The organism is Providencia sp. PROV200 (genome assembly GCF_049901995.1).
In the GTDB taxonomy this organism is placed as follows: Bacteria; Pseudomonadota; Gammaproteobacteria; order Enterobacterales; family Enterobacteriaceae; genus Providencia; species Providencia rettgeri_E.
In genome coordinates this window covers 1,344,996-1,370,017 of record NZ_CP096307.1, presented here as the reverse complement: position 1 = coordinate 1,370,017, position 25,022 = coordinate 1,344,996, and the positions used below count along the sequence as shown (strand labels likewise).

Annotated in this window: 16 protein-coding genes and 1 pseudogene; 10 read left to right on the top strand and 7 right to left on the bottom strand. The window is 41.2% G+C overall.

Features of this window, described 5'->3' with window-relative positions; translation table 11 throughout:
• Positions 1 to 263 precede the first annotated feature (263 nt).
• Positions 264 to 1,058 carry an SDR family NAD(P)-dependent oxidoreductase gene (locus M1E86_RS06085; RefSeq protein ID WP_125892484.1) on the top strand — a complete coding sequence of 265 codons (795 nt, stop codon included), beginning with the start codon at positions 264 to 266 and terminating at the stop codon, positions 1,056 to 1,058.
• 97 nt (positions 1,059 to 1,155) lie between these two features.
• On the opposite strand, the gene ansB is transcribed toward M1E86_RS06085, so the two are convergent.
• Complete coding sequence (ansB, locus tag M1E86_RS06080; protein ID WP_248467886.1) at positions 1,156 to 2,199, bottom strand: L-asparaginase 2; 1,044 nt, start codon at positions 2,197 to 2,199, stop codon at positions 1,156 to 1,158.
• A gap of 194 nt (positions 2,200 to 2,393) precedes the next feature.
• Between ansB and ycaO the strand changes: the two genes are divergently transcribed.
• On the top strand, positions 2,394 to 4,148 hold the full coding sequence (ycaO, locus tag M1E86_RS06075; protein WP_125892740.1) for a 30S ribosomal protein S12 methylthiotransferase accessory factor YcaO: 1,755 nt from the start codon (positions 2,394 to 2,396) through the stop codon (positions 4,146 to 4,148).
• Between the two features lie 67 nt (positions 4,149 to 4,215).
• Here the strand turns inward: ycaO and M1E86_RS06070 are convergent.
• A pseudogene (locus M1E86_RS06070) lies at positions 4,216 to 4,470 on the bottom strand (altronate dehydratase); the annotation flags it as partial.
• 457 nt (positions 4,471 to 4,927) lie between these two features.
• Here M1E86_RS06070 and focA point away from each other — a divergent pair.
• The 4 genes from focA (at position 4,928) to M1E86_RS06050 (ending at position 10,256) form a co-directional block, all read left to right on the top strand.
• Positions 4,928 to 5,785 carry a formate transporter FocA gene (focA, locus tag M1E86_RS06065; protein WP_004256299.1) on the top strand — a complete coding sequence of 286 codons (858 nt, stop codon included), beginning with the start codon at positions 4,928 to 4,930 and terminating at the stop codon, positions 5,783 to 5,785.
• Between the two features lie 70 nt (positions 5,786 to 5,855).
• On the top strand, positions 5,856 to 8,138 hold the full coding sequence (pflB, locus tag M1E86_RS06060; RefSeq protein ID WP_213914553.1) for a formate C-acetyltransferase: 2,283 nt from the start codon (positions 5,856 to 5,858) through the stop codon (positions 8,136 to 8,138).
• A 125-nt stretch (positions 8,139 to 8,263) separates the two neighbouring features.
• Entirely contained in the window at positions 8,264 to 9,052 is a 789-nt protein-coding gene (pflA, locus tag M1E86_RS06055) for a pyruvate formate lyase 1-activating protein (protein ID WP_213914554.1), read from the top strand.
• 397 nt (positions 9,053 to 9,449) lie between these two features.
• Positions 9,450 to 10,256 carry a BPSS1780 family membrane protein gene (locus tag M1E86_RS06050; protein ID WP_125892476.1) on the top strand — a complete coding sequence of 269 codons (807 nt, stop codon included), beginning with the start codon at positions 9,450 to 9,452 and terminating at the stop codon, positions 10,254 to 10,256.
• 133 nt (positions 10,257 to 10,389) lie between these two features.
• Here the strand turns inward: M1E86_RS06050 and serS are convergent, their stop codons facing one another.
• The 5 genes from serS to lrp all read right to left on the bottom strand — a co-directional run bounded on the left by serS (position 10,390) and on the right by lrp (position 18,435).
• Positions 10,390 to 11,682, bottom strand: coding sequence for a serine--tRNA ligase (gene serS, locus M1E86_RS06045; protein ID WP_004256329.1), 1,293 nt, complete (start codon positions 11,680 to 11,682; stop codon positions 10,390 to 10,392).
• Positions 11,683 to 11,790: 108 nt separating this feature from the next.
• Positions 11,791 to 13,134 (bottom strand): replication-associated recombination protein A, encoded by a 1,344-nt coding sequence (locus M1E86_RS06040; protein WP_426099287.1) that lies wholly within the window; start codon positions 13,132 to 13,134, stop codon positions 11,791 to 11,793.
• An 86-nt stretch (positions 13,135 to 13,220) separates the two neighbouring features.
• Entirely contained in the window at positions 13,221 to 13,841 is a 621-nt protein-coding gene (gene lolA, locus M1E86_RS06035; RefSeq protein WP_125892472.1) for an outer membrane lipoprotein chaperone LolA, read from the bottom strand.
• A gap of 89 nt (positions 13,842 to 13,930) precedes the next feature.
• Positions 13,931 to 17,515: a DNA translocase FtsK 4TM domain-containing protein gene (locus M1E86_RS06030; protein WP_426099286.1), complete on the bottom strand. Its 3,585-nt coding sequence runs from the start codon at positions 17,513 to 17,515 to the stop codon at positions 13,931 to 13,933.
• Positions 17,516 to 17,940: 425 nt separating this feature from the next.
• The gene (gene lrp / locus M1E86_RS06025; RefSeq protein WP_004256338.1) at positions 17,941 to 18,435 is read right to left on the bottom strand and encodes a leucine-responsive transcriptional regulator Lrp; all 495 of its coding nucleotides are present in this window, start codon (positions 18,433 to 18,435) and stop codon (positions 17,941 to 17,943) included.
• Positions 18,436 to 18,961: 526 nt separating this feature from the next.
• On the opposite strand from lrp, the gene trxB reads away from it, so the two are divergent.
• The 4 genes from trxB to aat all read left to right on the top strand — a co-directional run bounded on the left by trxB (position 18,962) and on the right by aat (position 24,951).
• On the top strand, positions 18,962 to 19,921 hold the full coding sequence (trxB, locus tag M1E86_RS06020; protein ID WP_125893222.1) for a thioredoxin-disulfide reductase: 960 nt from the start codon (positions 18,962 to 18,964) through the stop codon (positions 19,919 to 19,921).
• Between the two features lie 809 nt (positions 19,922 to 20,730).
• Positions 20,731 to 22,497: a heme ABC transporter permease/ATP-binding protein CydD gene (gene cydD / locus M1E86_RS06015; protein WP_213913500.1), complete on the top strand. Its 1,767-nt coding sequence runs from the start codon at positions 20,731 to 20,733 to the stop codon at positions 22,495 to 22,497.
• Positions 22,498 to 22,499: 2 nt separating this feature from the next.
• Positions 22,500 to 24,242, top strand: coding sequence for a heme ABC transporter ATP-binding protein/permease CydC (cydC, locus tag M1E86_RS06010; protein ID WP_213913499.1), 1,743 nt, complete (start codon positions 22,500 to 22,502; stop codon positions 24,240 to 24,242).
• Positions 24,243 to 24,249: 7 nt separating this feature from the next.
• Positions 24,250 to 24,951 (top strand): leucyl/phenylalanyl-tRNA--protein transferase, encoded by a 702-nt coding sequence (gene aat, locus M1E86_RS06005; protein WP_125893228.1) that lies wholly within the window; start codon positions 24,250 to 24,252, stop codon positions 24,949 to 24,951.
• The last annotated feature ends 71 nt before the right edge of the window (positions 24,952 to 25,022 follow it).

Below are 25,022 nucleotides of genomic sequence, written 5' to 3'. Positions count from 1 at the left end.
CAGTAAATTAACCCTTTGGACCTTAATTTTTGCTATTTGATAAGAATTCTCTAATTTCTATCACCACATTGACCTAATTGTCTTAAAAAAAATCAGATACTGAGTGAAATGATTAGGATAAATGTTGTTATGCTGAAAAATAACATACATATATATAAAATTTACCAATAAATAATAAAATAAAATTAACAGCATTAATAAGAAAAGCCTCGTATTGGTATTTGATATTATAAACTCTCCTTTTCAACATAAAGAGTTCATCTATGAAAATAGACTTAACAGGTAAACGTGCATTAGTCAGCGCATCAACAGCTGGAATTGGCTATGCTATCGCTAAAGGTCTCGCTAATTGTGGCGCAGAAGTTTTGATTAATGGCCGCAATGAAGGGCGCGTTAATGATGCAGTTTCTCGCTTGAAAAAAGAGTTACCAAACGCCAAGGTATTTCCAGCTATCGCGGATGTCAGTGATGCAAAAAGCGTTGATAAGCTACTCAGCGAAATTAATGAAATTGATATTTTGGTTAATAATGCGGGTATTTATGGGCCAGAAGATTTCTATACAATGGATGATGCTAACTGGGATAATTACTGGCAAACAAATGTGATGTCCTCGGTGCGTTTATCCAGAGCCTTACTTCCTGCAATGGTAAAAAAAGGCTGGGGCCGTGTGGTATTTATCTCATCGGAATCGGCGCGCAATATCCCTGCGGATATGATCCACTATGGTGTGACTAAAACGGCTATGCTCTCTCTTTCTCGAGGGCTAGCAAAATATGTCGCCGGTAGTGGTGTTACCGTAAATAGTGTCTTACCGGGGCCAACACTGTCTGATGGTTTTGCCAATATGATGGAAGATGAAGCTGCGAGAACGGGGAAATCGCTTGAAACCCTCTCAAAAGAGTTTGTGATGGCTCACCGCCCAAGCTCAGTGATCCAACGCGCAGCGACTGTCGAAGAAGTTGCTAATATGGTGGTTTATACCTGCTCTGAGCAAGCGTCAGCCACTTCCGGTGCGGCCTTACGTGTTGATGGTGGAGTTATCGATGATATTGTGTAATTCGTGGATTCAATAATATTACATTAATGTCACAGCAAAACTAACGGGGTACAGGCTACTGCACCCCGCTGTATTAAATTAACACTTATTTTAATAATTAGTATTTCTCAAATAATGCCTGAATTTGCTGAGGATCCTTAGTCTGGGTTAATGCTAATTGTAGCAACACACGCGCTTTTTGCGGGTTTAACCTTTCTGAAGCAACAAATCCATATAAGTTATCATCCACTTCGGCATTTCTTGTTGTATAACCTGTTGGTACACGGCTTGAACGAACGACAACTACGTCTTCTTTGGCTGCTTTTGCTAAAGCGTCAAATACCGCTTTATACATATTACCGTTACCCACACCTGCGCTTACAATTCCTTCAACCCCTTCTTCTCTCAAGGCTTTCACAGGAGCGGCTGAAGCATTAGCATAATTGTAAACAATACCTACTGCAGGAAGCTTTTCGAGCTTACTGACATCGAATGCTGCTCTATCACCACGTGGTTGCGGTGCTTGGAAATAGGTAACTTTACCATCATGAATAAAGCCTTCTGCCCCACCATTAACGGCATCAAATGCCTGTACTTCAGTGGTGCTCATTTTCATCACATTACGGCCTTGCACAACTTTATCGTTCATTGCCATCAAAACACCACGCTCTGCGGCAGACTTATCTGTCGCTAAAACCACCGCGTTATATAAGTTCAGAGGGCCGTCCGCTCCCAAAGCCGTTGAAGGGCGCATTGCACCAACCAAAACAATAGGCTTTTTACATTGCGTAGTTAAATCAAGAAAAAATGCTGTTTCTTCTAAAGTATCAGTACCATGTGTGATTACAAAACCATCCGTTTTATCACAGTCCTGGTTAATTTTTTTCGCCAGTGTCAGCCAGACTTGGTCATTCATATCTTGTGAACCAATATTCACCAATTGCTCACCGCTTAAATTGGCAATTTTTTTGGTTTCTGGCACCGCATTGATTAGAGCATCAATCCCGACTTTACCCGCTTGATAACTTGAGGAAGTCGCTGAATCCCCCCCACCTGCTATCGTTCCCCCTGTCGCCAATACCGTAATATTGGGTTGAGCGATAGCAGATGCGGCAAACAATGCAACGAGTGTCGCCAAAAGCGCTTTATTTCTGTTTTTCATCCTATTTTCCTTTCATTAATAAACTTTAGTTATTATGTGGAATTATGCTGAATTTTATGTGACCTATACAATTATTTTAGGATAAATAATGAATTTTAAGATGATTTATCTGTGAATAAATAAAAAGCGTGAGGCTTGCGACAAAAATCCGTATCATAGGCCGTTTGAAACACTCTATTCACAAGTGACTGACAATGAGCCAAACTTTTATTCCCGGCAAAGATGCCGCTCTTGAAGATTCCATCGATGCATTTCAAACCAAATTAAAGAAATTAGGGTTTGATATTGAAGAAGCCTCCTGGTTAAACCCCGTACCCAACGTTTGGTCTGTACATATCCGCGATAAAGCGTGCCCACTGTGCTTTACTAATGGTAAAGGGGCGAGCAAAAAAGCCGCATTAGCCTCAGCGCTTGGTGAGTATTTTGAGCGTTTATCAACGAATTACTTCTTTGCGGACTTTTACCTTGGTAAATCTATCGCTGAAGGGGATTTTGTTCATTATCCTAATGAAAAATGGTTCCCATTAACCGAAGATGATAGTTTACCTGAAGGGTTATTAGACAATCGTTTGATTAAGTTTTATGACCCCGACAACGCCTTAGCCGCTAGCCAATTAATTGACTTACAATCCGGCAATGAAGAACGTGGTATCTGCGCCCTGCCATTTACCCGCCAATCAGACAACCAAACCGTGTATATTCCAATGAATATTGTCGGTAATTTGTATGTCTCTAACGGTATGTCTGCGGGAAATACAGCCAATGAAGCTCGTGTACAAGGTCTTTCCGAAGTCTTTGAACGTTTTGTGAAAAATAAAATCATCGCTGAAAGTATTAGCCTGCCAGCTATCCCAGAAGATGTTATGGCGCGCTACCCTGCAGTCGTTGAAGCGGTTGAAACCTTAGAGAAAGAAGGTTTTCCAATTTTCTGTTATGACGCATCACTAGGCGGTCAATACCCTGTAATTTGTGTGGTGTTGTTCAATCCACAGAACGGGACTTGCTTTGCCTCATTTGGTGCTCATCCTGACTTTGGTGTGGCCCTTGAGCGTACTGTCACAGAATTGCTGCAAGGCCGTGGCTTAAAAGACCTCGATGTGTTTAATGCACCAACCTTTGATGACGAAGAAGTAGCAGAGCACACGAATCTTGAAACTCACTTTATTGATTCAAGCGGTTTAATTAGCTGGGATCTGTTTAAAGATAATGCCGATTATGCCTTTGCAGATTGGAGTTTTAAAGGCACAACTCAAGAAGAATTTGCAACACTTATCAGTATTTTCAATACATTAGATGCTGAAGTCTATATTGCAGATTATAACCATTTGGGTGTCTACGCTTGCCGTATTTTAGTCCCAGGTATGTCTGATATTTACCCAGTAGAAGACTTACATATTGCCAATAATGCGATGGGCGCTTATTTACGTGACACCATTATCAACCTACCTGATAGCCAATGGGAAAAACAAGATTATCTTGCCCTTATCGAGCAATTAGATGATGACGGCTTAGATGATTTTACCCGTGTTCGTGAATTACTTGGTCTGGCTGTAGGTAAAGACAATGGGTGGAGTAACCTACGTATTGGCGAACTAAAATCCATGTTAGCACTGGCTGGTGGTGACCTCGAGCAAGCACTTGCTTGGGTTGAATGGACACAAGATTTCAATAGCTCGGTATTTACTGCTGAGCGTGCGAATTATTATCGTTGCTTGCAAACCCTGTTGTTATTATCCCAAGAAGAAGAGCGTGATCCTGCGCAATACTACAACGCCTTTGTACGGATGTATGGGCAAGAGGCAGTCGATGCTGCATCAGCCGCTATCGCTGGGGAATCATGCTTCTATGGCTTGTGGTCTATTGACGAGGAACTTAAAGCACTTCCTGCGCATCAAGCCTTGCTGGCCGCTTATGAAAAGCTGCAAAAAGCAAAGCGTGATAATGCATAATGTGAATTAAATCGTTGACGGGGAACTTGCCCCGTCAACATTTTTGCATTTTATTGGTTTATATTAATTATAAATCCAATGAACGTTTCCATAATTTCCATAATAAGAAATCAAACTGTTCTAGCCTATCCGCTTGGGCCTGATAGTCACCACTTGCCGTTTCAATCACCCGTTCAAATAACCCTTTACTTATTGTCGGTAATGGAACCCCATCAATAATTGGTCCGCAATCATAATCAATTATGTCTGACAAACGTGTTGCAATTGCGCTATTGGTCGATATTTTTAAAACTGGTACAATTGGATTCTCGGTGTAAGTTCCATCAAAAAAACTGATTGTTTAATTAAGATATATCGCTTTAGTTCATAGTTTTATTTATATGAATCTTTTATTATTTGCATAATTGTTAGATAAATATTGCAAAAATACGATTTGGCTAAGAAATATATATCGGGATCCCCCCTAATTAAATAGGGCATTATGCAAGCATAAGTTAAATTATATGCCAAAAGGATCATATTCATCTTAAATAGTTAACATTTACGCGTATATTTTTACTTATTTTAATGTTCAAAACTGACTTTATAAAAATTTTTAATAAATTTTAAAAAATATTTTTATCATTAATTTCATTGAGTTACGATTAATTTTAACATTGCATTAACCATTTTCACCTCTCTCTCTAGCGAGTTCATGATCCACATCAAATTTCCCATTTATCCCCTTTGTTACTATTATTGCGTGCTATAATTAATCAACTTTGTAAGAGAGTGTTGGTATGAAAGCTGACAACCCTTTTAATTTATTGCCACCTGCTGTAATGGCGCAAGTCGCAGATGATGCCTCTTTTTATAAGGCAAATAAACATCCTGCAATTACTTACTTGTCAGCATTCACTGCCGGTATTTTTATCTCTATTGCGTTTGTATTCTATATCACAGCAACAACTGGGGCAGCTGAAGCGCCTTATGGTTTCACTAAACTTATTGGCGGGATCTGTTTCTCCTTAGGTCTGATGTTAGTGGTTGTATGTGGCGCAGACCTTTTCACTTCCACCGTACTCACTATCGTCTCAAAAGCCACAGGTAGAATTACTTGGGGGCAAATGTTCCGCAACTGGTTTAATGTCTATATTGGTAACTTAATTGGTGCGCTATTTTTTGTTGCGCTGATTTGGTTTGCAGGGCAATACACCGCAGCCAATGGCCAATGGGGGTTAAATGTATTACAAACCACCAGCCATAAATTACACCATACCTTTATTGAAGCGGTTACATTAGGAATTTTAGCAAACTTAATGGTTTGCCTTGCGGTTTGGATGAGTTACTCAGGTCGTAGCTTAACGGATAAACTGGTCGTTTTAGTTTTACCTGTCGCGATGTTTGTGGCGAGCGGCTTTGAACATAGTATCGCAAACATGTTCATGATCCCATTAGGCATTATGATTAAAGAGTTTGCACCCGCTGAATATTGGTCTCAAATCAATATGTCTCCTGACCAATTTTCACACCTAACAGTCGGTAACTTTATTACAGATAACTTAATTCCAGTTACTATCGGAAATATTATTGGCGGCGCGATTTTAGTCGGCCTCATTTATTGGTTTATGCATTTACGTAGTGGCCAAAAACATTAATAGCCACTGACACACACGAAAAGATTTATTAAGATCCCTAAAAGATCCATTGTTAAAAGGTAAAAGTATCATGTCCGAGTTAAATGAAAAATTCGCTTTAGCATGGCAAGGTTTTAACCAAGGTGACTGGCAGAATAACGTCAACGTACGTGATTTCATCCAGAAAAACTATACTCCATATGAAGGTGATGAATCTTTCTTAGCAGGCTCTACTCCAGCAACTGACACGTTGTGGGATAAAGTCATGGAAGGGATCAAAATCGAGAACCGCACCCATGCGCCTGTTGATTTTGACACAGATGTCGCTTCAACCATCACTTCCCATGATGCAGGTTACATTACTAAAGAATTAGAAAAAATTGTTGGTTTACAAACTGACGCACCTCTGAAACGTGGTCTTATCCCGTTCGGTGGTATCAAAATGGTTGAAGGCTCATGCAAAGCATACGACCGTACTTTAGATCCAACAATCAAAAAAATCTTCACTGAATACCGTAAAACTCACAACCAAGGTGTTTTCGACGTTTATACGCCAGACATCTTAAAATGCCGTAAATCAGGTATCTTAACAGGTCTGCCTGATGCATATGGTCGTGGTCGTATCATCGGTGACTACCGTCGTGTTGCACTGTACGGTATTGATTACCTGATGAAAGACAAATTTAACCAATTCACCTCTTTGCAAGAAAGATTAGAAAAAGGTGAAGACCTGCAAATGACTATCCAACTGCGCGAAGAAATTGCTGAACAGCACCGTGCATTGGGTCAAATGAAAGAAATGGCTGCAAAATACGGTTACGATATTTCTGCACCAGCAACAAATGCACAAGAAGCAGTACAGTGGACTTACTTCGGCTACTTAGCCGCAGTTAAATCACAAAACGGTGCTGCAATGTCATTTGGTCGTGTTTCTACCTTCTTAGACGTGTATATCCAACGTGACTTAGAAGCAGGTAAAATCACCGAACAACAAGCGCAAGAGTTAATTGACCACTTGGTCATGAAACTGCGTATGGTACGTTTCTTACGTACACCTGAATACGATGAGCTGTTCTCTGGTGACCCAATCTGGGCAACTGAATCATTAGCAGGTATGGGCCTTGATGGCCGTACTCTAGTAACGAAAAGCACATTCCGTTTCCTGAACACACTGTATACCATGGGCCCATCTCCTGAGCCAAACATGACTATCCTGTGGTCAGAAAAACTGCCAATGAATTTCAAAAAATTCGCGGCAAAAGTGTCTATCGATACCTCATCAGTTCAGTATGAAAACGATGACTTGATGCGTCCAGACTTCGATAACGATGATTATGCAATCGCATGTTGCGTTAGCCCAATGATTGTTGGTAAACAAATGCAGTTCTTCGGTGCTCGCGCAAACTTAGCGAAAACCATGCTGTATACCATCAACGGTGGTGTTGATGAAAAACTGAAAATGCAAGTAGGTCCTAAACATGCGCCAATCATGGATGAAGTCTTAGATTTCGATACTGTGATGAACCAAATGGACCACTTCATGGATTGGTTAGCAACTCAGTATGTCACTGCACTGAACTGCATCCACTTTATGCATGATAAATACAGCTATGAAGCTTCTCTGATGGCACTGCATGACCGTGATGTTTATCGCACCATGGCTTGTGGTATCGCGGGTCTATCTGTTGCTGCTGACTCACTGTCTGCAATCAAATATGCGAAAGTTAAACCAATTCGTGATGAAGACGGTATCGCTATCGACTTCGAAATCGAAGGTGAATATCCACAATTTGGTAACAACGATTCACGTGTAGATGATATCGCGTGTGACTTAGTTGAACGTTTCATGAAGAAAATCCAGAAACTGCCTACTTACCGTAACGCGGTACCAACTCAGTCAATCCTGACCATCACATCTAACGTTGTGTATGGTAAGAAAACAGGTAATACACCAGATGGTCGTCGTGCAGGTGCGCCATTCGGACCAGGTGCAAACCCAATGCACGGTCGTGACCAAAAAGGTGCAGTAGCTTCACTGACTTCGGTTGCTAAACTGCCGTTTGCTTACGCGAAAGATGGTATTTCTTATACTTTCTCTATCGTACCAAATGCGTTAGGTAAAGATGATGATGTTCGTAAAACTAACTTAGCAGGTCTGATGGATGGTTACTTCCACCACGAAGCGTCTATTGAAGGCGGTCAGCACTTGAACGTTAACGTCATGAACCGTGAAATGCTGTTAGACGCAATGGAAAACCCAGAAAAATACCCACAATTGACTATCCGTGTATCGGGTTATGCTGTACGTTTCAACTCACTAACTAAAGAACAACAGCAAGACGTTATTACTCGTACTTTCACAAGTTCAATGTAATAATAATTAGCTCATTAAAATAAAGTAAATTAAAGACCCCGCTTTACGGGGTCTTTTTATCTATACCAGCAACGATATTTTTGCTCTACAGTTTGCGGTATGACGGATATTTTGGAGTACCTGCTATGTCTGCCAATACAATTACAACAACTGATATCACTAAAACTGAAGTGCCTGCAACCCTCGGCCGTATTCATTCATTTGAATCATGCGGAACGGTCGATGGTCCTGGGATCCGTTTCATTGTATTTTTCCAAGGTTGTTTAATGCGCTGCCTCTATTGCCATAACCGCGATACTTGGGACACTCACGGTGGCAACATCGTTACCGTCGAAGAATTAATGAAAGAGGCCGTTACCTATCGCCATTTTATGAATGCTACAGGTGGTGGTGTTACCGCCTCAGGCGGAGAAGCTATCTTACAAGCTGAATTTGTACGTGACTGGTTCCGTGCCTGTAAAAAAGAAAATATTCATACTTGCCTTGATACCAATGGATTCGTGCGCCGCTACGACCCAGTGATTGATGAACTGATGGATGTCACTGACTTAGTGATGTTAGATTTAAAGCAAATCGATGATGAAATTCATCAAAAATTAGTGGGTGTTTCTAACCATCGTACTTTGGAATTTGCTCGTTACCTTGCCAAACGCAACCAGAAAACTTGGGTACGCTATGTTGTCGTGCCGGGTTGGAGTGATGACGACCATTCGGTACATTTACTGGGCGAATTTACCAAAGATATGAGCAATATCGAAAAAATCGAATTACTGCCCTACCACGAACTCGGTAAACACAAATGGGAAACCATGGGTGAAGAATACAAACTAGATGGCGTTAGACCACCATCAAAAGAAGTGATGGAACGAGTTAAAAGTATTCTAGAAAGTTATGGTCATAAAGTGATGTACTAACCAATCTGAGGCTCTTTATAGAGCCTCAGCTTTATTTGAACAGTGCTAAATAGCCAATTATCTGAGTAACTGCCTTTTTATATCCTACCAGCCCAATACCAGCTAACTGAATATTTTTATATTCGAGTTCTAATAATTCTTGCTGATATTAATTATATGTACAGCAAGATTGAGCAAGCAAACTAAAAAGTATATAGATAATTGTCTTATCACGATAAAAATATTTTATACAAGAAAATTTTAATCAAAAATACCTTACCAGAATAGTCTGCTTTATAATAAGCTAACTTATCTGCATACTACCGCCGATAAGTTACAAGAATGAGTATAAGCTCAAAAAACTTATTAATAATAATTAATCGCTAATTCACTACGACTAACAGGTTCCTTTTTTATTATGAATAATGAAAACTTCAGTGCAGATAACAACCCTGCACCTACAATTAATGCGCAAACTCAAGCTGATACATTTGTTTTTCACGCAGAACCGCGTGCAGTAGATGCAGGCGAAGGTGTTAACTGGATCAGCCAATCATGGTCTCTCGTTAAAGAAAAACTGGGAATGTGGATCTTGATTAACATTGTTCTGTTTGCTGTGATCTTTATCATTTCAATGATCCCATTCTTAAATTTATTAATTACATTTATTACACCTATTTTTATCGGTGGTATTATTGCTATCAGTGAAAATCAACGTAAAACAGGTCAAGCAGAAATCGGCTTATTATTTGCAGGCTTCCAAAATAAATTTGGTACCCTATTTGCCGTTGGAGCAATCAACTTTGCTGCTAACTTAGTAGGAATGATCATCGCATTTATTATCGGTGGTTCTGCAATGTTCGGTTTACTGATGGAAAGCAACCAATATGGTTCACCATCTGATGCAGCTATCCTTGCCTCTTCAGGTACATTCTTCTTTGCAATCATCATAATGGCCATTGCAGCATTAGTGGGTACAGCCTTAACTTGGTTTGCTCCTGCATTAGTGATGAACCATGATTTCACTGTTGGCGCTGCAATTTCTGCAAGCTTACAAGCCGTTAAGAAAAACATCCTGCCAGGTATTCTGTTCTTTATCGTTATCTCTATCTTAATGATAATTTCAGTTATTCCATTAGGTTTAGGTTTATTAGTTTCTATGCCAATTATGTATGTTTGCTATTACAGCAGCTACCGTAGCCTGTTTTTCTCACAAGTAAAATAGGTTCGAATAACGCTGTTATTCTGTCATTCTCAAAGGGAAAGCAAATGCTTTCCTTTTTTTATTACGTTATATAATAAGTTAAAAAAAACCGCAGCTATCACTAGCCGCGGTCTATGTTTAGGTTAATGAGTAATTAACCGATAAACTCTAACCCTTTCATGTATGGGCGCAATACTTCTGGAACTTCAATACGGCCATCAGCTAATTGGTAGTTTTCTAAAATCGCCACCAATGTACGACCAACGGCTAAACCAGAACCATTCAGAGTATGAACAAGTTGTGTTTTCTTATCACTCTTACCGCGGAAGCGTGCTTGCATACGTCGTGCTTGGAAATCCCACATGTTTGAACAAGATGAAATTTCACGATATGTATTTTGCGCTGGTAACCACACTTCTAAGTCATAAGTTTTACGTGAACCAAAGCCAATATCACCGGTGCATAAAATCACTTTACGATAAGGTAAGTTCAGTAATTGCAGCACTTTTTCAGCATGGCCTGTTAGCTCTTCCAGTGCATCCATAGATTTTTCTGGATGAACAATTTGCACTAACTCAACTTTGTCAAATTGATGCATACGGATCAAACCGCGTGTATCACGACCATAAGATCCCGCTTCAGAACGGAAGCAAGGCGTATGTGCCGTCATTTTCAGAGGAAGTGAATCTTCATCTAAAATTTCATCACGAACCAAGTTAGTCACAGGTACTTCAGCAGTTGGGATCAACGCATAAGTACTGCTGTCAGCTTCTTCTTCCAGTGGTTTAGTATGAAATAAATCTTCACCAAACTTTGGTAATTGGCCAGTTCCATACAGCGTGTCATGGTTGACTAAATACGGAACATACAACTCTTGGTAACCATGTTGTTCAGTATGCAAATCAAGCATGAATTGTGCCAATGCACGGTGCATGCGAGCAATTTGCCCTTTCATAACAACAAAACGTGCACCTGTCAGTTTTACCGCAGCTGGGAAATCTAAGCCACCAGATAACTCACCAAGACTGACATGGTCTTTAACTTCGAAATCATACTGACGAGGTTCACCCCAACGTGCAACCTCAACGTTGTCAGAATCATCTTTACCATCAGGTACTTGGTCATCTGGAATATTCGGGATACTTAAAGCAATATCACGGATTTCTTGTTGCAGCTTATCTAACTCCGCTTTTGCAGAATCCAATTTTTCGCCTAATTGGTTAACTTCCAGACGTAATGGTTCGATATCTTCACCACGTGCCTTCGCCGCACCAATGGTTTTCGATCGCGAGTTACGGTCTGCTTGCAGGGTTTCAGTTTCAACTTGTAAAACTTTGCGGCGTTCTTCTAATTCACGCAGCTTTTCCACATCAAGGGTAAAACCCCTGCGAGCCAGTTTTTCAGCAACCGCGTCTAGCTCCGTACGCAGTAAATTGGGATCGAGCATGCTTATCCTGTGATTATTGTGAGTAATTAATGATACTTTTTGAGGTGCATTCCAGCACGACAAATAAAATAAAGTATTTCGCTATATAACCTTACCGCATTGCCCAGTTTAGCGATAGCGTTTTGTGGTGCTAATTTGATCCTGTTGGGCTAACCAGTCTAGTTTTTCAGCAAACTTGCTTTCTTGACCCCGTTTTGTCGGGTAATAATAACGTGTTGTTTGCATCGCTTCAGGGAAATAGTTTTCCCCTGCCGCATAAGCGTTGGGTTCATCATGCGCATAGCGATATTCTTTCCCTGCCCCCATCTCTTTTAATAGTTTAGTTGGGGCATTTCGAAGATGTTCCGGCACATCGTAATCTGGCTGCATTTGTGCATCTTTAATCGCTGCTTTATAGGCGGTATACACAGCGTTACTTTTCGGCGCACAAGCTAAATAAACAATGGCTTGAGCAATCGCCCTCTCGCCCTCCGCGGGCCCTACTCGCGTAAAACAATCCCACGCTGAAATAGCCACTTGCATCGCCCGGGGGTCTGCATTCCCCACATCTTCTGATGCAATGGCAAGCAATCGGCGAGCAACATACAGTGGATCCCCCCCCGCAGTGATGATCCTTGCAAACCAGTACAGTGCGGCATCTGGTGCTGAGCCCCTAATAGACTTATGCAAAGCAGAAATTAAGTCGTAATAGCGGTCGCCTTTGTTATCAAACCGAGCAGTACGCTCACCACTAACCTCTTTTAATAAATCCGTGGTTAAAACGCGCTGCCCTTGAGTGTCAGCTTCGGCCATATCTGCCATCATTTCCAGCAGATTTAATGAACGCCTAGCATCCCCATTAACCAACTGAGCGACCATTTTACGTGAGCTATCGGGTAGAACAATATTTTGCCCACCAAGGCCACGAGAGGCGTCAGCCAGTGCTTGCAACAATACCTGTTCAATATCATTCTCTTCAAGAGATTTAAGCAAATACACCCTAGCACGTGATAACAATGCAGAGTTTAATTCAAATGATGGGTTTTCTGTTGTCGCACCTATAAAGGTGATCGTGCCATCTTCTATATGCGGTAAAAATGCATCTTGCTGGCTTTTATTAAAACGATGAACCTCATCCACAAATAAAATGGTTCTTCGCCCTGCACTACGATTTTGCCGAGCTTTTTCAATAGATTCTCGAATCTCTTTAATACCAGAGGTGACTGCTGAAATACGTTCAATATCGGCTTGTGCATAATGACCAATAATTTCAGCAAGCGTTGTTTTACCTGTTCCTGGCGGTCCCCATAAAATCATGGAGTGCAGATGACCCGCTTTAATCGCACGTGGCAACGGTTTCCCCTCTGCCAATAAATGCTTTTGCCCAATATATTGCTCAAGGGTTTCAGGCCGCATTCTTGCTGCTAAAGGTTGAAATTCATTCTGCGAAAAATCAAGAGACAGGTTACCCACTATATCCTCTTTTTTACCACTTAAAATATCTTATTTATTAACCAACAAGCACGACTGTTGCTGGCTAATATTTTCTCTAATCAAGCTTATTTTGCGTTTGAGCGCTGGTCATCTAAAGTGACGCCTTTTGGTACTGTAAATTTGAATTTACTTGCATCAACGCGACCATTTTTCTGCTCTTTTAATTGATAAGCACTCGTTTGGCCATCTTGCTCAACTGCTGAAAATTGCTCAATCGTCCCTTCGGGAGAAACCGTAATCGAGAAACGCTTTAAAGTTCCACTAGTTTGCTTTGGTTTTAAATCAAACGTATTTCCCTGCTGAATGATTGAGTACTGTTTCCAATCTTTCGGGTCGTTACGCGTAATCAGTAAAAATGGCGTATCCTGCGTGGCATCCGCTAAGTTAGTCACGGTCACTTGTTCTACGAACGGGTTATAAAACCACAAGTTTTTTCCATCTGACACAAGTACACTTTCATCCGGTGATGTCATGTTCCAATTAAATAAATTTGGCCGCTCAAGCCATAAATCCCCAACACCTTCTTGAATCAAATCACCTTCTGGGCTCGTCACCTTTTGTGAAAAGCTAGCTTGAAAGCTATTGACCTTATTTAAACGTTCTTGAAGGTCTTGGCTTGCGTCCGCAAATACTTGGCCAATATGTAAACTCAGGGCTAACGCACCCAATAACATCATTTTTTTCATCGATGAAAGACCTTAAAATTATTACCATAAGAGGTGTTACGTCTTTATACACCCCTTAAATTAAACCAGCAATTAGCACACTAAAATTATTAATGTCCCATTGACGGAGGTGCAAGAACTTCACGGTTACCATTGTGTCCTTGCTCACTGACAATACCTTGGATTTCCATTTGCTCAACAATTCTTGCAGCTCGGTTATAGCCTATCCTGAATTGACGTTGGACCCCAGAAATGGAAACGCGTTGTTTCTCAACAACAAATTCAACTGCTTGGTCGAATAGTGGGTCGAGCTCTTCGCCGCCACTATCGTAACCACCACCTTCGCTATCATCGCTACAGGTGGTAATGCTATCAATATATTGTGGTTTACCGCGAGCTTTCCAATCATTCACAACCGCATGAACCTCTTGGTCACGAACAAATGCACCGTGTACCCGCACAGGTATTGAAGAGTTAGGTGGCAAATACAGCATATCCCCCATACCAAGTAAAGACTCCGCGCCGCCTTGGTCAAGGATCGTGCGTGAGTCAATCTTACTGGATACCGTAAAAGCAATTCGCGTTGGAATATTTGCTTTGATTAACCCTGTAATAATATCAACCGATGGCCGTTGAGTTGCCAATACCAAGTGAATACCTGCTGCACGCGCTTTTTGTGCTAATCGTGCAATTAACTCTTCCACTTTTTTACCCGCTGTCATCATCAAATCAGCGAACTCATCGACCATGACGACAATGTAAGGTTCTTTTTTCAACATTGGATGTTCGACATCCATGCTATCTCCGGGTTTCCAATGTGGATCAGGGATTGGCCGCCCCATTTCTTCTGCCGCTTTGATGCGCTCGTTATAACCCGCGAGGTTACGTACCCCTAACGCAGACATCAATTTATAACGACGTTCCATTTCATTCACACACCAACGCAAGGCATTTGCTGCGTCTTTCATGTCAGTAACCACTTCCGTCAATAGATGTGGGATACCTTCATAAATGGATAATTCGAGCATTTTTGGGTCAATCATGATAAAGCGGACATCTTCGGGTTTCGCTTTATACAAGATACTGAGGATCATCGCATTCACCCCAACAGACTTACCAGAGCCCGTTGTCCCTGCAACGAGTAAGTGCGGCATTTTCGCTAAATCAGCAACGACAGGATCGCCTTCAATATCTTTACCTAGTACGATTGTCAGTGGAGACGAATTTTTACGGAAGTCATCACAATCTAAAACTTCACTTAAATAAACGGTTTGCCGTTTCTCATTAGGAAGTTCAAGACCCACATATGGTTTACCTGGTATCACCTCGACAACGCGTACTGCTACGGTTGATAATGAACGAGCAAGGTCACGTGACAATGTGGATATCCGCGCTGCTTTTACTCCTGGTGCTAAATCAAGTTCAAACCGAGTAATGACAGGCCCTGGAGAGAACCCAACGACTTCAGCTTTAACACGATAATCATTTAGCCTTGCTTCAATCAGCCTTGCTGTTTGTTCTAGTTTGAACATATCCACTGGCTCTTCTTGCGCTGGTGGACTAGCCAGTAAATCAAGAGATGGCATTGGCGTTGTAGGTTTTGGTAATGGTTGATCATTACGCACTAAGAACGGGTGGAATAAGCTATCTTGCTGTGGCTGCTGTGGCTGCTGTGGCTGCTGTGGCTGCACAAAAGTTTGCGTTACGGATGGTGAGCTGCCAAGCCCTTCTGCAATATTATTTTGTGAAACCTCCGGTGAAACGGAAGTCGCACTAAATGACGGCATAAATAATGGGTCAGCAGGCTCATTGTCAACCAAATCATCAACAGGGGTAAAGCTATCCAGTACAGAGAACTCTTTGCTTAAATCAATCTTAGGCTCAAAGTCGTCTTGTTCTTGGGAAGAATGTGCTTGTGTAAACTGCGGCTGATAGCCGTTATCCACAGTTGTTGGGGCTTCTTCAGGCTCTGGAATAGTATGAATATTATTGGATAATGGTGACGTCGACGCCCAGCGATGTTCAATCGCTGGCTGCGTAAATGCACTGGCTTTATTTTCTGCCATTGGCTCATTTTGCCATTGGTTTTCATCAGAATGTCCGCTATTTAACGGTGCCTCATAATCAGTTTCATCAACGTCACCATAACGTTCGCGTTGCTGTTCTAAAAACTGCGCTCGTAGTAATTCGTCTTGTTGCGCTTCATCATCAATTGCAGATTCCTCAACTTCACTCGTAGACCACTGCTGATATACCTGCTCACGTTTAGAGGCTTCTTCTTCACGCCGTTGTAGTTCTGCATCACGTAACGAAGGAATGCGAATGCCATATAATTCACGACGCGTCGGTAAGCGAACAGGATTAGGTCGCGGAAGCTCTGGCTCCATATTTTGTTTAACTTGGGCATGGCGCTCCAGTGCCGCGACTGAAATACCCGCAGCCGCTAATGCTGCAGGATTAGAAACCCTTTCAGTAACAGATGACGGAATAATGTTTTGCGTGATATTTGAAGGATCAAGTGATGGCACTGATGTCGCCTGTGGTTCAAACGCCGCTTGATTAACAGATGTTACCTGATTATTCGAATACTTTGGAGAAGCGATGTTATCCTGTTTTTGAGGCTCTGTTTGTTGATTATGATGAACATCAAACATCGATTCTTCTGGTGCAACATACGCAGACGATTGAACTAACGGCTCATTCGCTGTTTCTGAAGCTGTTTCTGATATTGCGTCAAAACCAGCGCTGAGCTTAGATTGGTAATCTTCTGGTACTTCAAAATGATATGTACTCGGTTCATCAACTGTCGAGAAAGTGGGTACTGGATCTTGTTCTAATTCATTTTGATTGACCGAAGGGATTGGACTTTCTGGCGCTGTAATTGCTTCGCTCGTCACTTTTTCCGTGGTTGGGTCGACTTCTGTGACTAATTCAGTCACTGTGGGGGCGGAAAATAAAACATCATCTATATCAAGATGTTCTAGATCATCATTGGCTCTGTGTTCCGCTTCTTGCGCACGCTGTAAAGCCCCTTCAGTTTCTTCAACATCGTAATCATAATCATCTAAATCGTCTCCCCTTGCTCGATTTGTTAGCAACGTGATCGGGAGAAGAACGGCTGCACCAATTTTTTCTGCTATGGTAAGCCATGACCACCCAGTAAACAGCGTAAAGCTTATCGCCCATAAAAACAGTAATGCTAAAGTGGCGCCTAATGAATTGAACCACGGCATAATTGCACTACTAAATACGCTGCCAATCACACCGCCAGAGGCGAAGTTAGGCAAGTCGTCAAAATTGAGAGCCGCGAGACCACAAGAGGATAAAATAAGTGCTAGCCCACCAATTAATCTTAATGATAAAGAGAAAAAGTCAATATATCGGCGTTGACTTTCATATTGGAAAATCGCCCAACACCCTAAAAGCAATAATGGAGGGATTGCAAATGCAAGAATACCAAAAGCAGAGAAAAGGATATCTGCACTCCATGAACCAACACTCCCTCCTAGATTCTGTACAGGGGCATTCCAAGTCGTTTGTGACCAGCTTGGATCTGAAGGGCTGAAGCTCAATAAAGCCACCATTAAGAAGAGAGCGCTCAAGCATATTGCGAGCAAAATAACCTCTAATAGCCGTCTTCCGCTACTTAGTTTTTTAAATTTGATATGTTTATCTTCTGTATATTCTTGGCTCATTATTGTTTCTTTGCTAACTGATGTTCTTGACTAACTTAGATTTATTCTACCATTAAACCCCTGACTCTGCCTGCTTTACAACGACTAAGGGAAATCAGGGCCTCACCAAAGCACTAAGATGCAGTATTCCATCTAATGTATGATGATTCAATTTCTATTTCTCGTCAAAAATCCTAAATATTTATAGCTTTAGAATCAATAAATTGGAAATAAAATTTATCAATTGCTAAGTAATTGACGTAAAACACAATAGAAAGTTTTAGATAGCAACCAATTGAAGCTATTAAACAACAAAATACGGCGTTTTGATAAAGCAACAGATGAGGTGGGAAAAACGGAACAACGCTGAGTAAACTCAGCGTTGAAACTGCAGTGCGGCAACAAAGCTGAAATGCTGTGCTGAATTGAGGTTAAAAAAGCAATAATTAGCGAGTTTTGATCACTAAACGATTGCTTTGTTTAACTTCTTCCATAACGACATAGGTGCGAGTATCGTTCACGCCTGGTAAACGTAACAGAGTTTCACCTAAAAGTTTACGATATGCGGACATATCAGGCACACGCGTTTTCAACAAGTAGTCAAAGTCACCAGAAACTAAGTGACATTCTTGAATTTCTTCCAGTTTTTGAACTGCAGTGTTGAATTGCTCAAACACATCTGCAGCGCCACGGTTGAGTGTAATCTCAACAAATACAAGCAAAGATGCATCTAAGTAGTGTGGGTTTAATAACGCCGTATAGCCAGAGATAAATCCTTGTCTCTCAAGACGACGTACACGCTCTAAACAAGGTGTTGGTGATAGCCCCACTCGTTTAGATAATTCTACGTTAGAAATTCGCCCGTCTTTTTGTAGCTCGTTTAATATATTCCTGTCGATACGGTCAAGGTCTTTGCCAGGACGCTTTTTATTGTCAATCATCTCTTTATCTCTCTTTCTCTAATTGTTATTTTCTACATCTTAAAATAAGCACCTTAGCCACCACCTTTATTCATTTAGGAATTTGTGTTCAGGAGCAAATTTTATTCATAATGCTGAAGTTAGTGTGAATGTAAGTATCACCCACAATTTTTACTTGTCTTTTAAATTTGTAAGTAGTGTAAAGTTAATCTTCCAATAAGAACAAAAATGCGCCATTTCCATTTATCCGCTAGATAATTAACTCTTACACTGATGTTTTCGCAAATGCGCAGCCGATTGTCAAAGCAAATGAATAAAAATCAGTACAAGATTTCGCTTTTTTTTCCAGTAAAACGTTTCGCAGCCTTAATTCAAGATAATTCCTAAAAATTGTGATGCGTGACACAAGTAACTTTTTGTTACATTTTATAGGCATTACCTATTGATAAAATAAGCTAAATAAAACTAACTTATACTTAAACCACTTTTGTTAGTCTCTTATTTCTCCTACAATCTTGTAAATGCTTTTTAGATTAAAGAGGAATTCATGAGCACAACAACACATCGCAAGTTAATCATTCTTGGTTCTGGCCCTGCGGGCTATACTGCAGCAGTTTATGCCGCACGTGCAAACTTAAACCCAGCTTTGATTACTGGGGTGGAAAAAGGCGGTCAATTGACCACCACAACTGACGTTGAAAACTGGCCTGGTGACCCAGAAGGTTTAACTGGTCCAGGGCTTATGGAACGCATGCATGAGCACGCTGCAAAATTTGAAACCGAAATCATTTCTGACCATATCCAAAAAGTGGACTTAAAACAACGTCCTTTCCGTTTAATTGGCGATGAAAATGAATATACCTGTGACGCTTTGATTATTGCAACAGGGGCTTCCGCGCGTTATATCGGTCTGCCTTCAGAAGAAGCGTTCAAAGGCCGTGGCGTTTCAGCTTGTGCAACCTGTGATGGTTTTTTCTATCGTAACCAAAAAGTCGCTGTCGTTGGCGGTGGAAACACAGCGGTAGAAGAAGCATTGTATCTTTCTAATATCGCTTCAGAAGTGCATCTTATTCATCGTCGTGATAGTTTCCGTGCAGAAAAAATCCTTATCAATCGTTTAATGGATAAAGTTGAAAACGGTAATATTATTCTGCATACAGACCGTACATTAAATGAAGTATTAGGTGATGATATGGGCGTAACCGGTGTGCGTTTAGAGTGTACTAAAACACATACAACTGAAGATATCCCTGTCATGGGGGCGTTTATTGCCATCGGCCACAGCCCAAATACAGGCATCTTTGCAGGGCAACTAGATTTAGATAACGGTTATATTAAAGTACAATCTGGCACCCAAGGTAATGCAACTCAAACCTCTGTTGAAGGTGTGTTTGCTGCAGGTGATGTCATGGACCATATATACCGCCAAGCAATTACGTCTGCGGGCACAGGTTGTATGGCAGCCTTAGATGCCGAACGTTATCTAGATGGTTTAGCATCTAAATAACCATTAATGGCTATGATTTAAATAGGCTTCAAATTTTAATCATTTGAAGCCTATTTTATTATTTTAAATACAAATCTTAACTATTAGTTTTACATATATTTTTAAGAGCAAATTTATACTGAACTTCTTTAATACTGCCTATACTGTTTTTGCATAACATTAATTAATACAATTTATGGGCAACACATAGAACGTGATGCCATCGCGGTTATTTTTCTTTTATCATTGTCTTACTTTCCGCGATCCAAGACATCGTCCTCGCAGCCAATTAAGCACCGCCATATACCTCACTATTTTACTCACAATTTTTGTTCCTTATGCAATAAGCGACCTAATTACTCATGTAAGATCCGCCATTTTTTCTCAACATTATGGTTAATAATAGACCTTGTTCTTAATTCTAATTAAAAATGCTGGCGGCTTAACATTCTTTGTTAAGCCGTCTTTTCATTAAGTAAAAATACAGTAACATCCCAATATTATTACATATCAATCTCTACTGAAATATTAAATTTACCTTTACAAAACAATTTGATAACAAAACACAAATCACTTTAAATAACCCACTTTTATTATGCAACATATGGTGACGAAGCTGTTATGATGTAGCCTAATACTCGAATTTATGGGTAAGATCAAAAACGCAGATTTCCTTATAATTACCCAATGCGTGACTCGATCAAAAAGTTATCGTTCTCATGCGGTTTAAAACAGCCCAGCTGAATTAACGCATGGTAAAAGCAACGTTAGGTTGGTACTTCCTAACTATACTCAATGACATTAAAACTACACCTGCTAACTAAATCATTATGGATAAATCAAGACAGACTGAATTGGTACGTTGGTTAAAACAACACAGTGCCCCTGCCAAGCGCTGGTTGCGGATCTCTATGTTACTAGGCATTTTGAGCGGATTACTGATTATTGCTCAAGCCTGGTTCTTAGCTGTTATCTTACAAGCATTGATTATGGATAACGTTCCTCGAGAACAGCTATTAACCCCTTTTATGCTTTTGATCTGCGTTTTCGTCTTACGCGCAATTGTCACTTACATACGAGAACGTGTTGGCTTTCGTTGTGGCCAAGTTGTACGCCAAGAAATACGCACCATGGTACTCGATAAACTTCAAGAACTTGGCCCTGTGTGGGTAAAAGGTAAGCCTGCGGGCAGTTGGGCTACGATTATTCTTGAACAAATTGAAGACATGCAAGATTACTATTCACGCTATCTTCCCCAAATGTATTTAGCTGGGATCATCCCCATTATGATCCTGATTGCTATTTTCCCATTTAACTGGGCGGCCGCCCTTATTTTATTTGTCACTGCCCCGCTGATCCCGATTTTTATGGCATTAGTCGGCTTAGGTGCGGCAGACGCTAACCGTCGTAATTTTATTGCATTAGGCCGTTTAAGTGGCAGTTTTCTTGATAGGTTACGAGGCCTAGATACCTTACGGTTATTTTTTCGTGAAAAAGCAGAAATTAAGCAAATTCGCGAGTCAACAGAGGATTTTCGTTCCAGAACAATGGAAGTACTCAGAATGGCATTTCTGTCTTCAGGCGTACTTGAGTTTTTTGCGTCAATTTCGATTGCTGTTGTTGCCGTCTATTTTGGATTTTCCTATCTTGGCGAAATGAACTTTGGTAGCTATGGTTTGCCTGTCACACTGTTTGCTGGTTTTCTTGCACTGATACTTTCGCCAGAGTTTTTCCAACCATTGCGTGATCTTGGTACGTACTACCACGCCAAAGCACAAGCTGTTGGTGCCGCTGAAACACTCGAAACGTTATTAAGCAGTGATGGAGAACAAAGCGCTCAACAAGGCACCCAAACTCTGAGCGATGAGGCTATCTATATTCAAGCTAAACAGTTAGAAATTTTATCCCATGACGGTGTACGCCTTGCAGGGCCGTTAGATTTCAATATTGAACCACAACAACGTATTGCGATTGTTGGTCAAAGTGGCGCAGGGAAAAGCTCATTAGTCAATTTATTGTTAGGCTTTTTGCCTTATCGCGGCTCCATCACCGTAAATGGTGTTGAACTTCGTGAATTATGTCCTGATAAATGGCGTGAATTACTGGGTTGGGTTGGGCAAAACCCTCACCTTCCAGAGCAAACACTGGTTGAAAACATCTGTTTAGGCAAGCCAAATGCTACAGAGGCAGAAATTCAACAGGCTATTGATAATGCCTATGTTTCCGAATTCTTAGCCCATTTGCCTGACGGTCTAAATACCAAACTCGGTGACTATGCTGCCCGTCTTTCAGTCGGCCAAGCTCAGCGAGTTGCCGTTGCTCGAACCCTGTTGAAACCCTCTCGTATGCTACTTTTAGATGAGCCCGCCGCAAGCTTAGACTCCCACAGTGAGCAACGTGTCATGCAGGCACTTAACCAGCTATCAAGCCAGCAAACGACCCTCTTAGTCACCCATTTACTGGAAGAAACCCTTGATTACGACCAAATTTGGGTAATGGCTAATGGGCAAATCATTCAACAAGGTAATTACACACAATTGAGTCAGTCAGAAGGCACTTTTGCCCAGTTACTTGCCCACCGCAGTGAGGAGCTTTGATAATGAAAATTTTATTACCTTTCTTAGCCCTTTACCGCCGCCATTGGTTTTTAATTACGTTAGGCATCATATTAGCAATTGTGACCTTACTGGCGAGTATTGGTTTACTTACCCTTTCCGGTTGGTTTTTAGCTGGAACCGCAATTGCGGGGTTTCCGGGTATTTATTATTTTAATTACATGTTACCCGCGGCGGGTGTCCGTGGTGCTGCGATTTTTCGTACCGCAGGCCGTTATGGAGAACGCTTAGTTAGCCACGATGCGACCTTTAAGGTGCTTGCTCATTTACGAGTTTTTGCTTTTAGTAAAGTATTGCCCCTTTCGCCGGGTGGAATCAGTCGTTTTCGCCAAGGGGAGTTACTCAATCGTCTGGTCGCTGACGTAGAGACCCTAGATCACCTCTATTTACGTGTATTATCGCCGATCATTACCGCCTTTTTTGTTACCTTTGTCCTTATTTTTGGTTTAAGTTATCTTGACCCTCGTCTTGCTTGGACACTGGGGGGCATCATGTTGTTCTTGCTATTTACGATGCCATTTATATTTTATCGTGCAGGAAAGCCCATTGGCCGTGAGCTAACCGAATTGCGTGGAAGTTATCGCACTATTTTAACCTCGGCACTGCAAGGACAAGCTGAGTTAACATTATTTAGTGCCACAGAACGTTTTCGCCAAAATTTGCTTAACATTGAAAAAAAATGGCAAGTACGCCAACAGCAGCAAGCGGCACTCACTGGGTTATCTCAAGCCATTATTTTGTTTGCCTCTGGGATCACTGCAACACTGCTCCTTTGGATGGCAGCTGAACATGTAGGGGGCGATACTAAACCGGGGGCACTGATTGCTTTATTTGTTTTCTGTGCGTTGGCCGCTTTCGAAGCATTAGGCCCTGTTGCTGTTGCCTTCCAACATATGGGGCAAGTGATTGCGTCTGCGACCCGCGTTTCTCAGTTAATGACCGCGAAACCTGAGGTGACGTTCCCAAGTGAAAGTCCATCAATCGCAACATTAGAAAAACTGACTGTCGATAATATTTCATTTACCTACCCAGAACAGCCATTTGCTGTTCTTCACAATGTGTCTTTAACGTTAAATAAAGGCCAACACCTTGCTTTATTAGGTAAAACGGGCTGCGGTAAATCAACGCTACTCCAATTATTAACCCGTGCTTGGGATGTCGATAGCGGCAGTATTTACTTAAATGACACGCCTATTAACGAATTTAGCGAAAAATCGTTACGTAATATGATGTCTGTTGTGCCACAACGGGTTCATGTCTTTAGTGATACATTACGCAATAATTTATTACTCGCCAATGAACAAGCGTCTGATGTCGAATTAAACGAAGTATTACAGCAAGTTGGCTTAGGTAATTTATTAGAAAACGAATTAAAGCTTAATGCGTGGATGGGTGAAGGCGGTAGACAACTTTCTGGAGGGGAACAACGCCGCTTAGGCATTGCTCGTGCGCTGTTACATAACACACCATTAATTCTAATGGATGAACCAACAGAAGGGCTTGATGCACAAACTGAACAACAGATTTTAGCGCTACTCAAAGAAAAATGTTCTGATAAGACATTAATTGTCATTACTCACCGTATGCAGGGCTTAGAGGAAATGGATAACATTTGTGTGATGGATAATGGTAAAATCATCGAACAAGGTACCCATAAAGCGCTGTTAGCTATGCAAGGCCAATATTATCAGTTCCGCCAGCGCCACTGGGCACAGCAACCGCTCTGAGGCATATATGTACCAATTAGATGATGACTCCTATTTATTCCCTCCTGTGTCTGAAGCGATGCGGGAGCCCAATGGCTTATTAGCGATTGGCGGAGATCTTTCATCAAAAAGGCTGCAAGCTGCTTATTATGATGGTATCTTTCCTTGGTTTAATCCTGGAGAGATGCCTTTATGGTGGTCTCCAGACCCTAGAGCCGTACTCATGGTTGGTGAACTCCATATTAGCCGGTCAATGAAGAAAGTTTTAAAAAAGCAGACTTATCGCATTACTGTTAACCATGCATTCAAGCAAGTTATTGCAGCTTGTTCTATACGCCAAGAAGGCACATGGATTTTACCCGAAGTTCAAGATGGGTATTTAGCACTACACCAAGCAGGTATGGCGCATTCCATTGAAGCTTGGTATGGCGATAAACTCGTTGGAGGCCTGTATGGCGTGAACATGGGGCACCTGTTTTGTGGGGAATCTATGTTTAGCAGAATGAATGATGCATCTAAATTTGCTTTTATTACATTCTATTTTCATTTTTTGCGCTATAATGGGCAGCTTTTTGATTGTCAGGTACTTAACCACCATACTGCCTCGATGGGCGCGAAAGAGATATCCCGTAGGGATTTTTTACATATTCTTTACCGGTGGCGTGACAAAGCGATTGACCCCGCCTGCTGGTTACCGCAATCGATTGAAATACCGCCAATTTTCGAGTAACGAATATTGGTTTTATAGTAAATTTATACCCTCATGTAAAAATAAAGCTCGCGTTAAAATGCGACATTTCT

Coding starts and splice junctions, on each gene's coding strand:
- ycaO (WP_125892740.1), top strand. CDS start 2,394: ATGAGCCAAACTTTTATTCCCGGCAAAGATGCCGCTCTTGAAGATTCC.
- M1E86_RS06085 (WP_125892484.1), top strand. CDS start 264: ATGAAAATAGACTTAACAGGTAAACGTGCATTAGTCAGCGCATCAACA.
- serS (WP_004256329.1), bottom strand. CDS start 11,682: ATGCTCGATCCCAATTTACTGCGTACGGAGCTAGACGCGGTTGCTGAA.
- focA (WP_004256299.1), top strand. CDS start 4,928: ATGAAAGCTGACAACCCTTTTAATTTATTGCCACCTGCTGTAATGGCG.
- aat (WP_125893228.1), top strand. CDS start 24,250: ATGTACCAATTAGATGATGACTCCTATTTATTCCCTCCTGTGTCTGAA.
- M1E86_RS06050 (WP_125892476.1), top strand. CDS start 9,450: ATGAATAATGAAAACTTCAGTGCAGATAACAACCCTGCACCTACAATT.
- lrp (WP_004256338.1), bottom strand. CDS start 18,435: ATGATTGACAATAAAAAGCGTCCTGGCAAAGACCTTGACCGTATCGAC.
- M1E86_RS06030 (WP_426099286.1), bottom strand. CDS start 17,515: ATGAGCCAAGAATATACAGAAGATAAACATATCAAATTTAAAAAACTA.
- ansB (WP_248467886.1), bottom strand. CDS start 2,199: ATGAAAAACAGAAATAAAGCGCTTTTGGCGACACTCGTTGCATTGTTT.
- pflB (WP_213914553.1), top strand. CDS start 5,856: ATGTCCGAGTTAAATGAAAAATTCGCTTTAGCATGGCAAGGTTTTAAC.
- trxB (WP_125893222.1), top strand. CDS start 18,962: ATGAGCACAACAACACATCGCAAGTTAATCATTCTTGGTTCTGGCCCT.
- cydC (WP_213913499.1), top strand. CDS start 22,500: ATGAAAATTTTATTACCTTTCTTAGCCCTTTACCGCCGCCATTGGTTT.
- cydD (WP_213913500.1), top strand. CDS start 20,731: ATGGATAAATCAAGACAGACTGAATTGGTACGTTGGTTAAAACAACAC.
- lolA (WP_125892472.1), bottom strand. CDS start 13,841: ATGAAAAAAATGATGTTATTGGGTGCGTTAGCCCTGAGTTTACATATT.
- pflA (WP_213914554.1), top strand. CDS start 8,264: ATGTCTGCCAATACAATTACAACAACTGATATCACTAAAACTGAAGTG.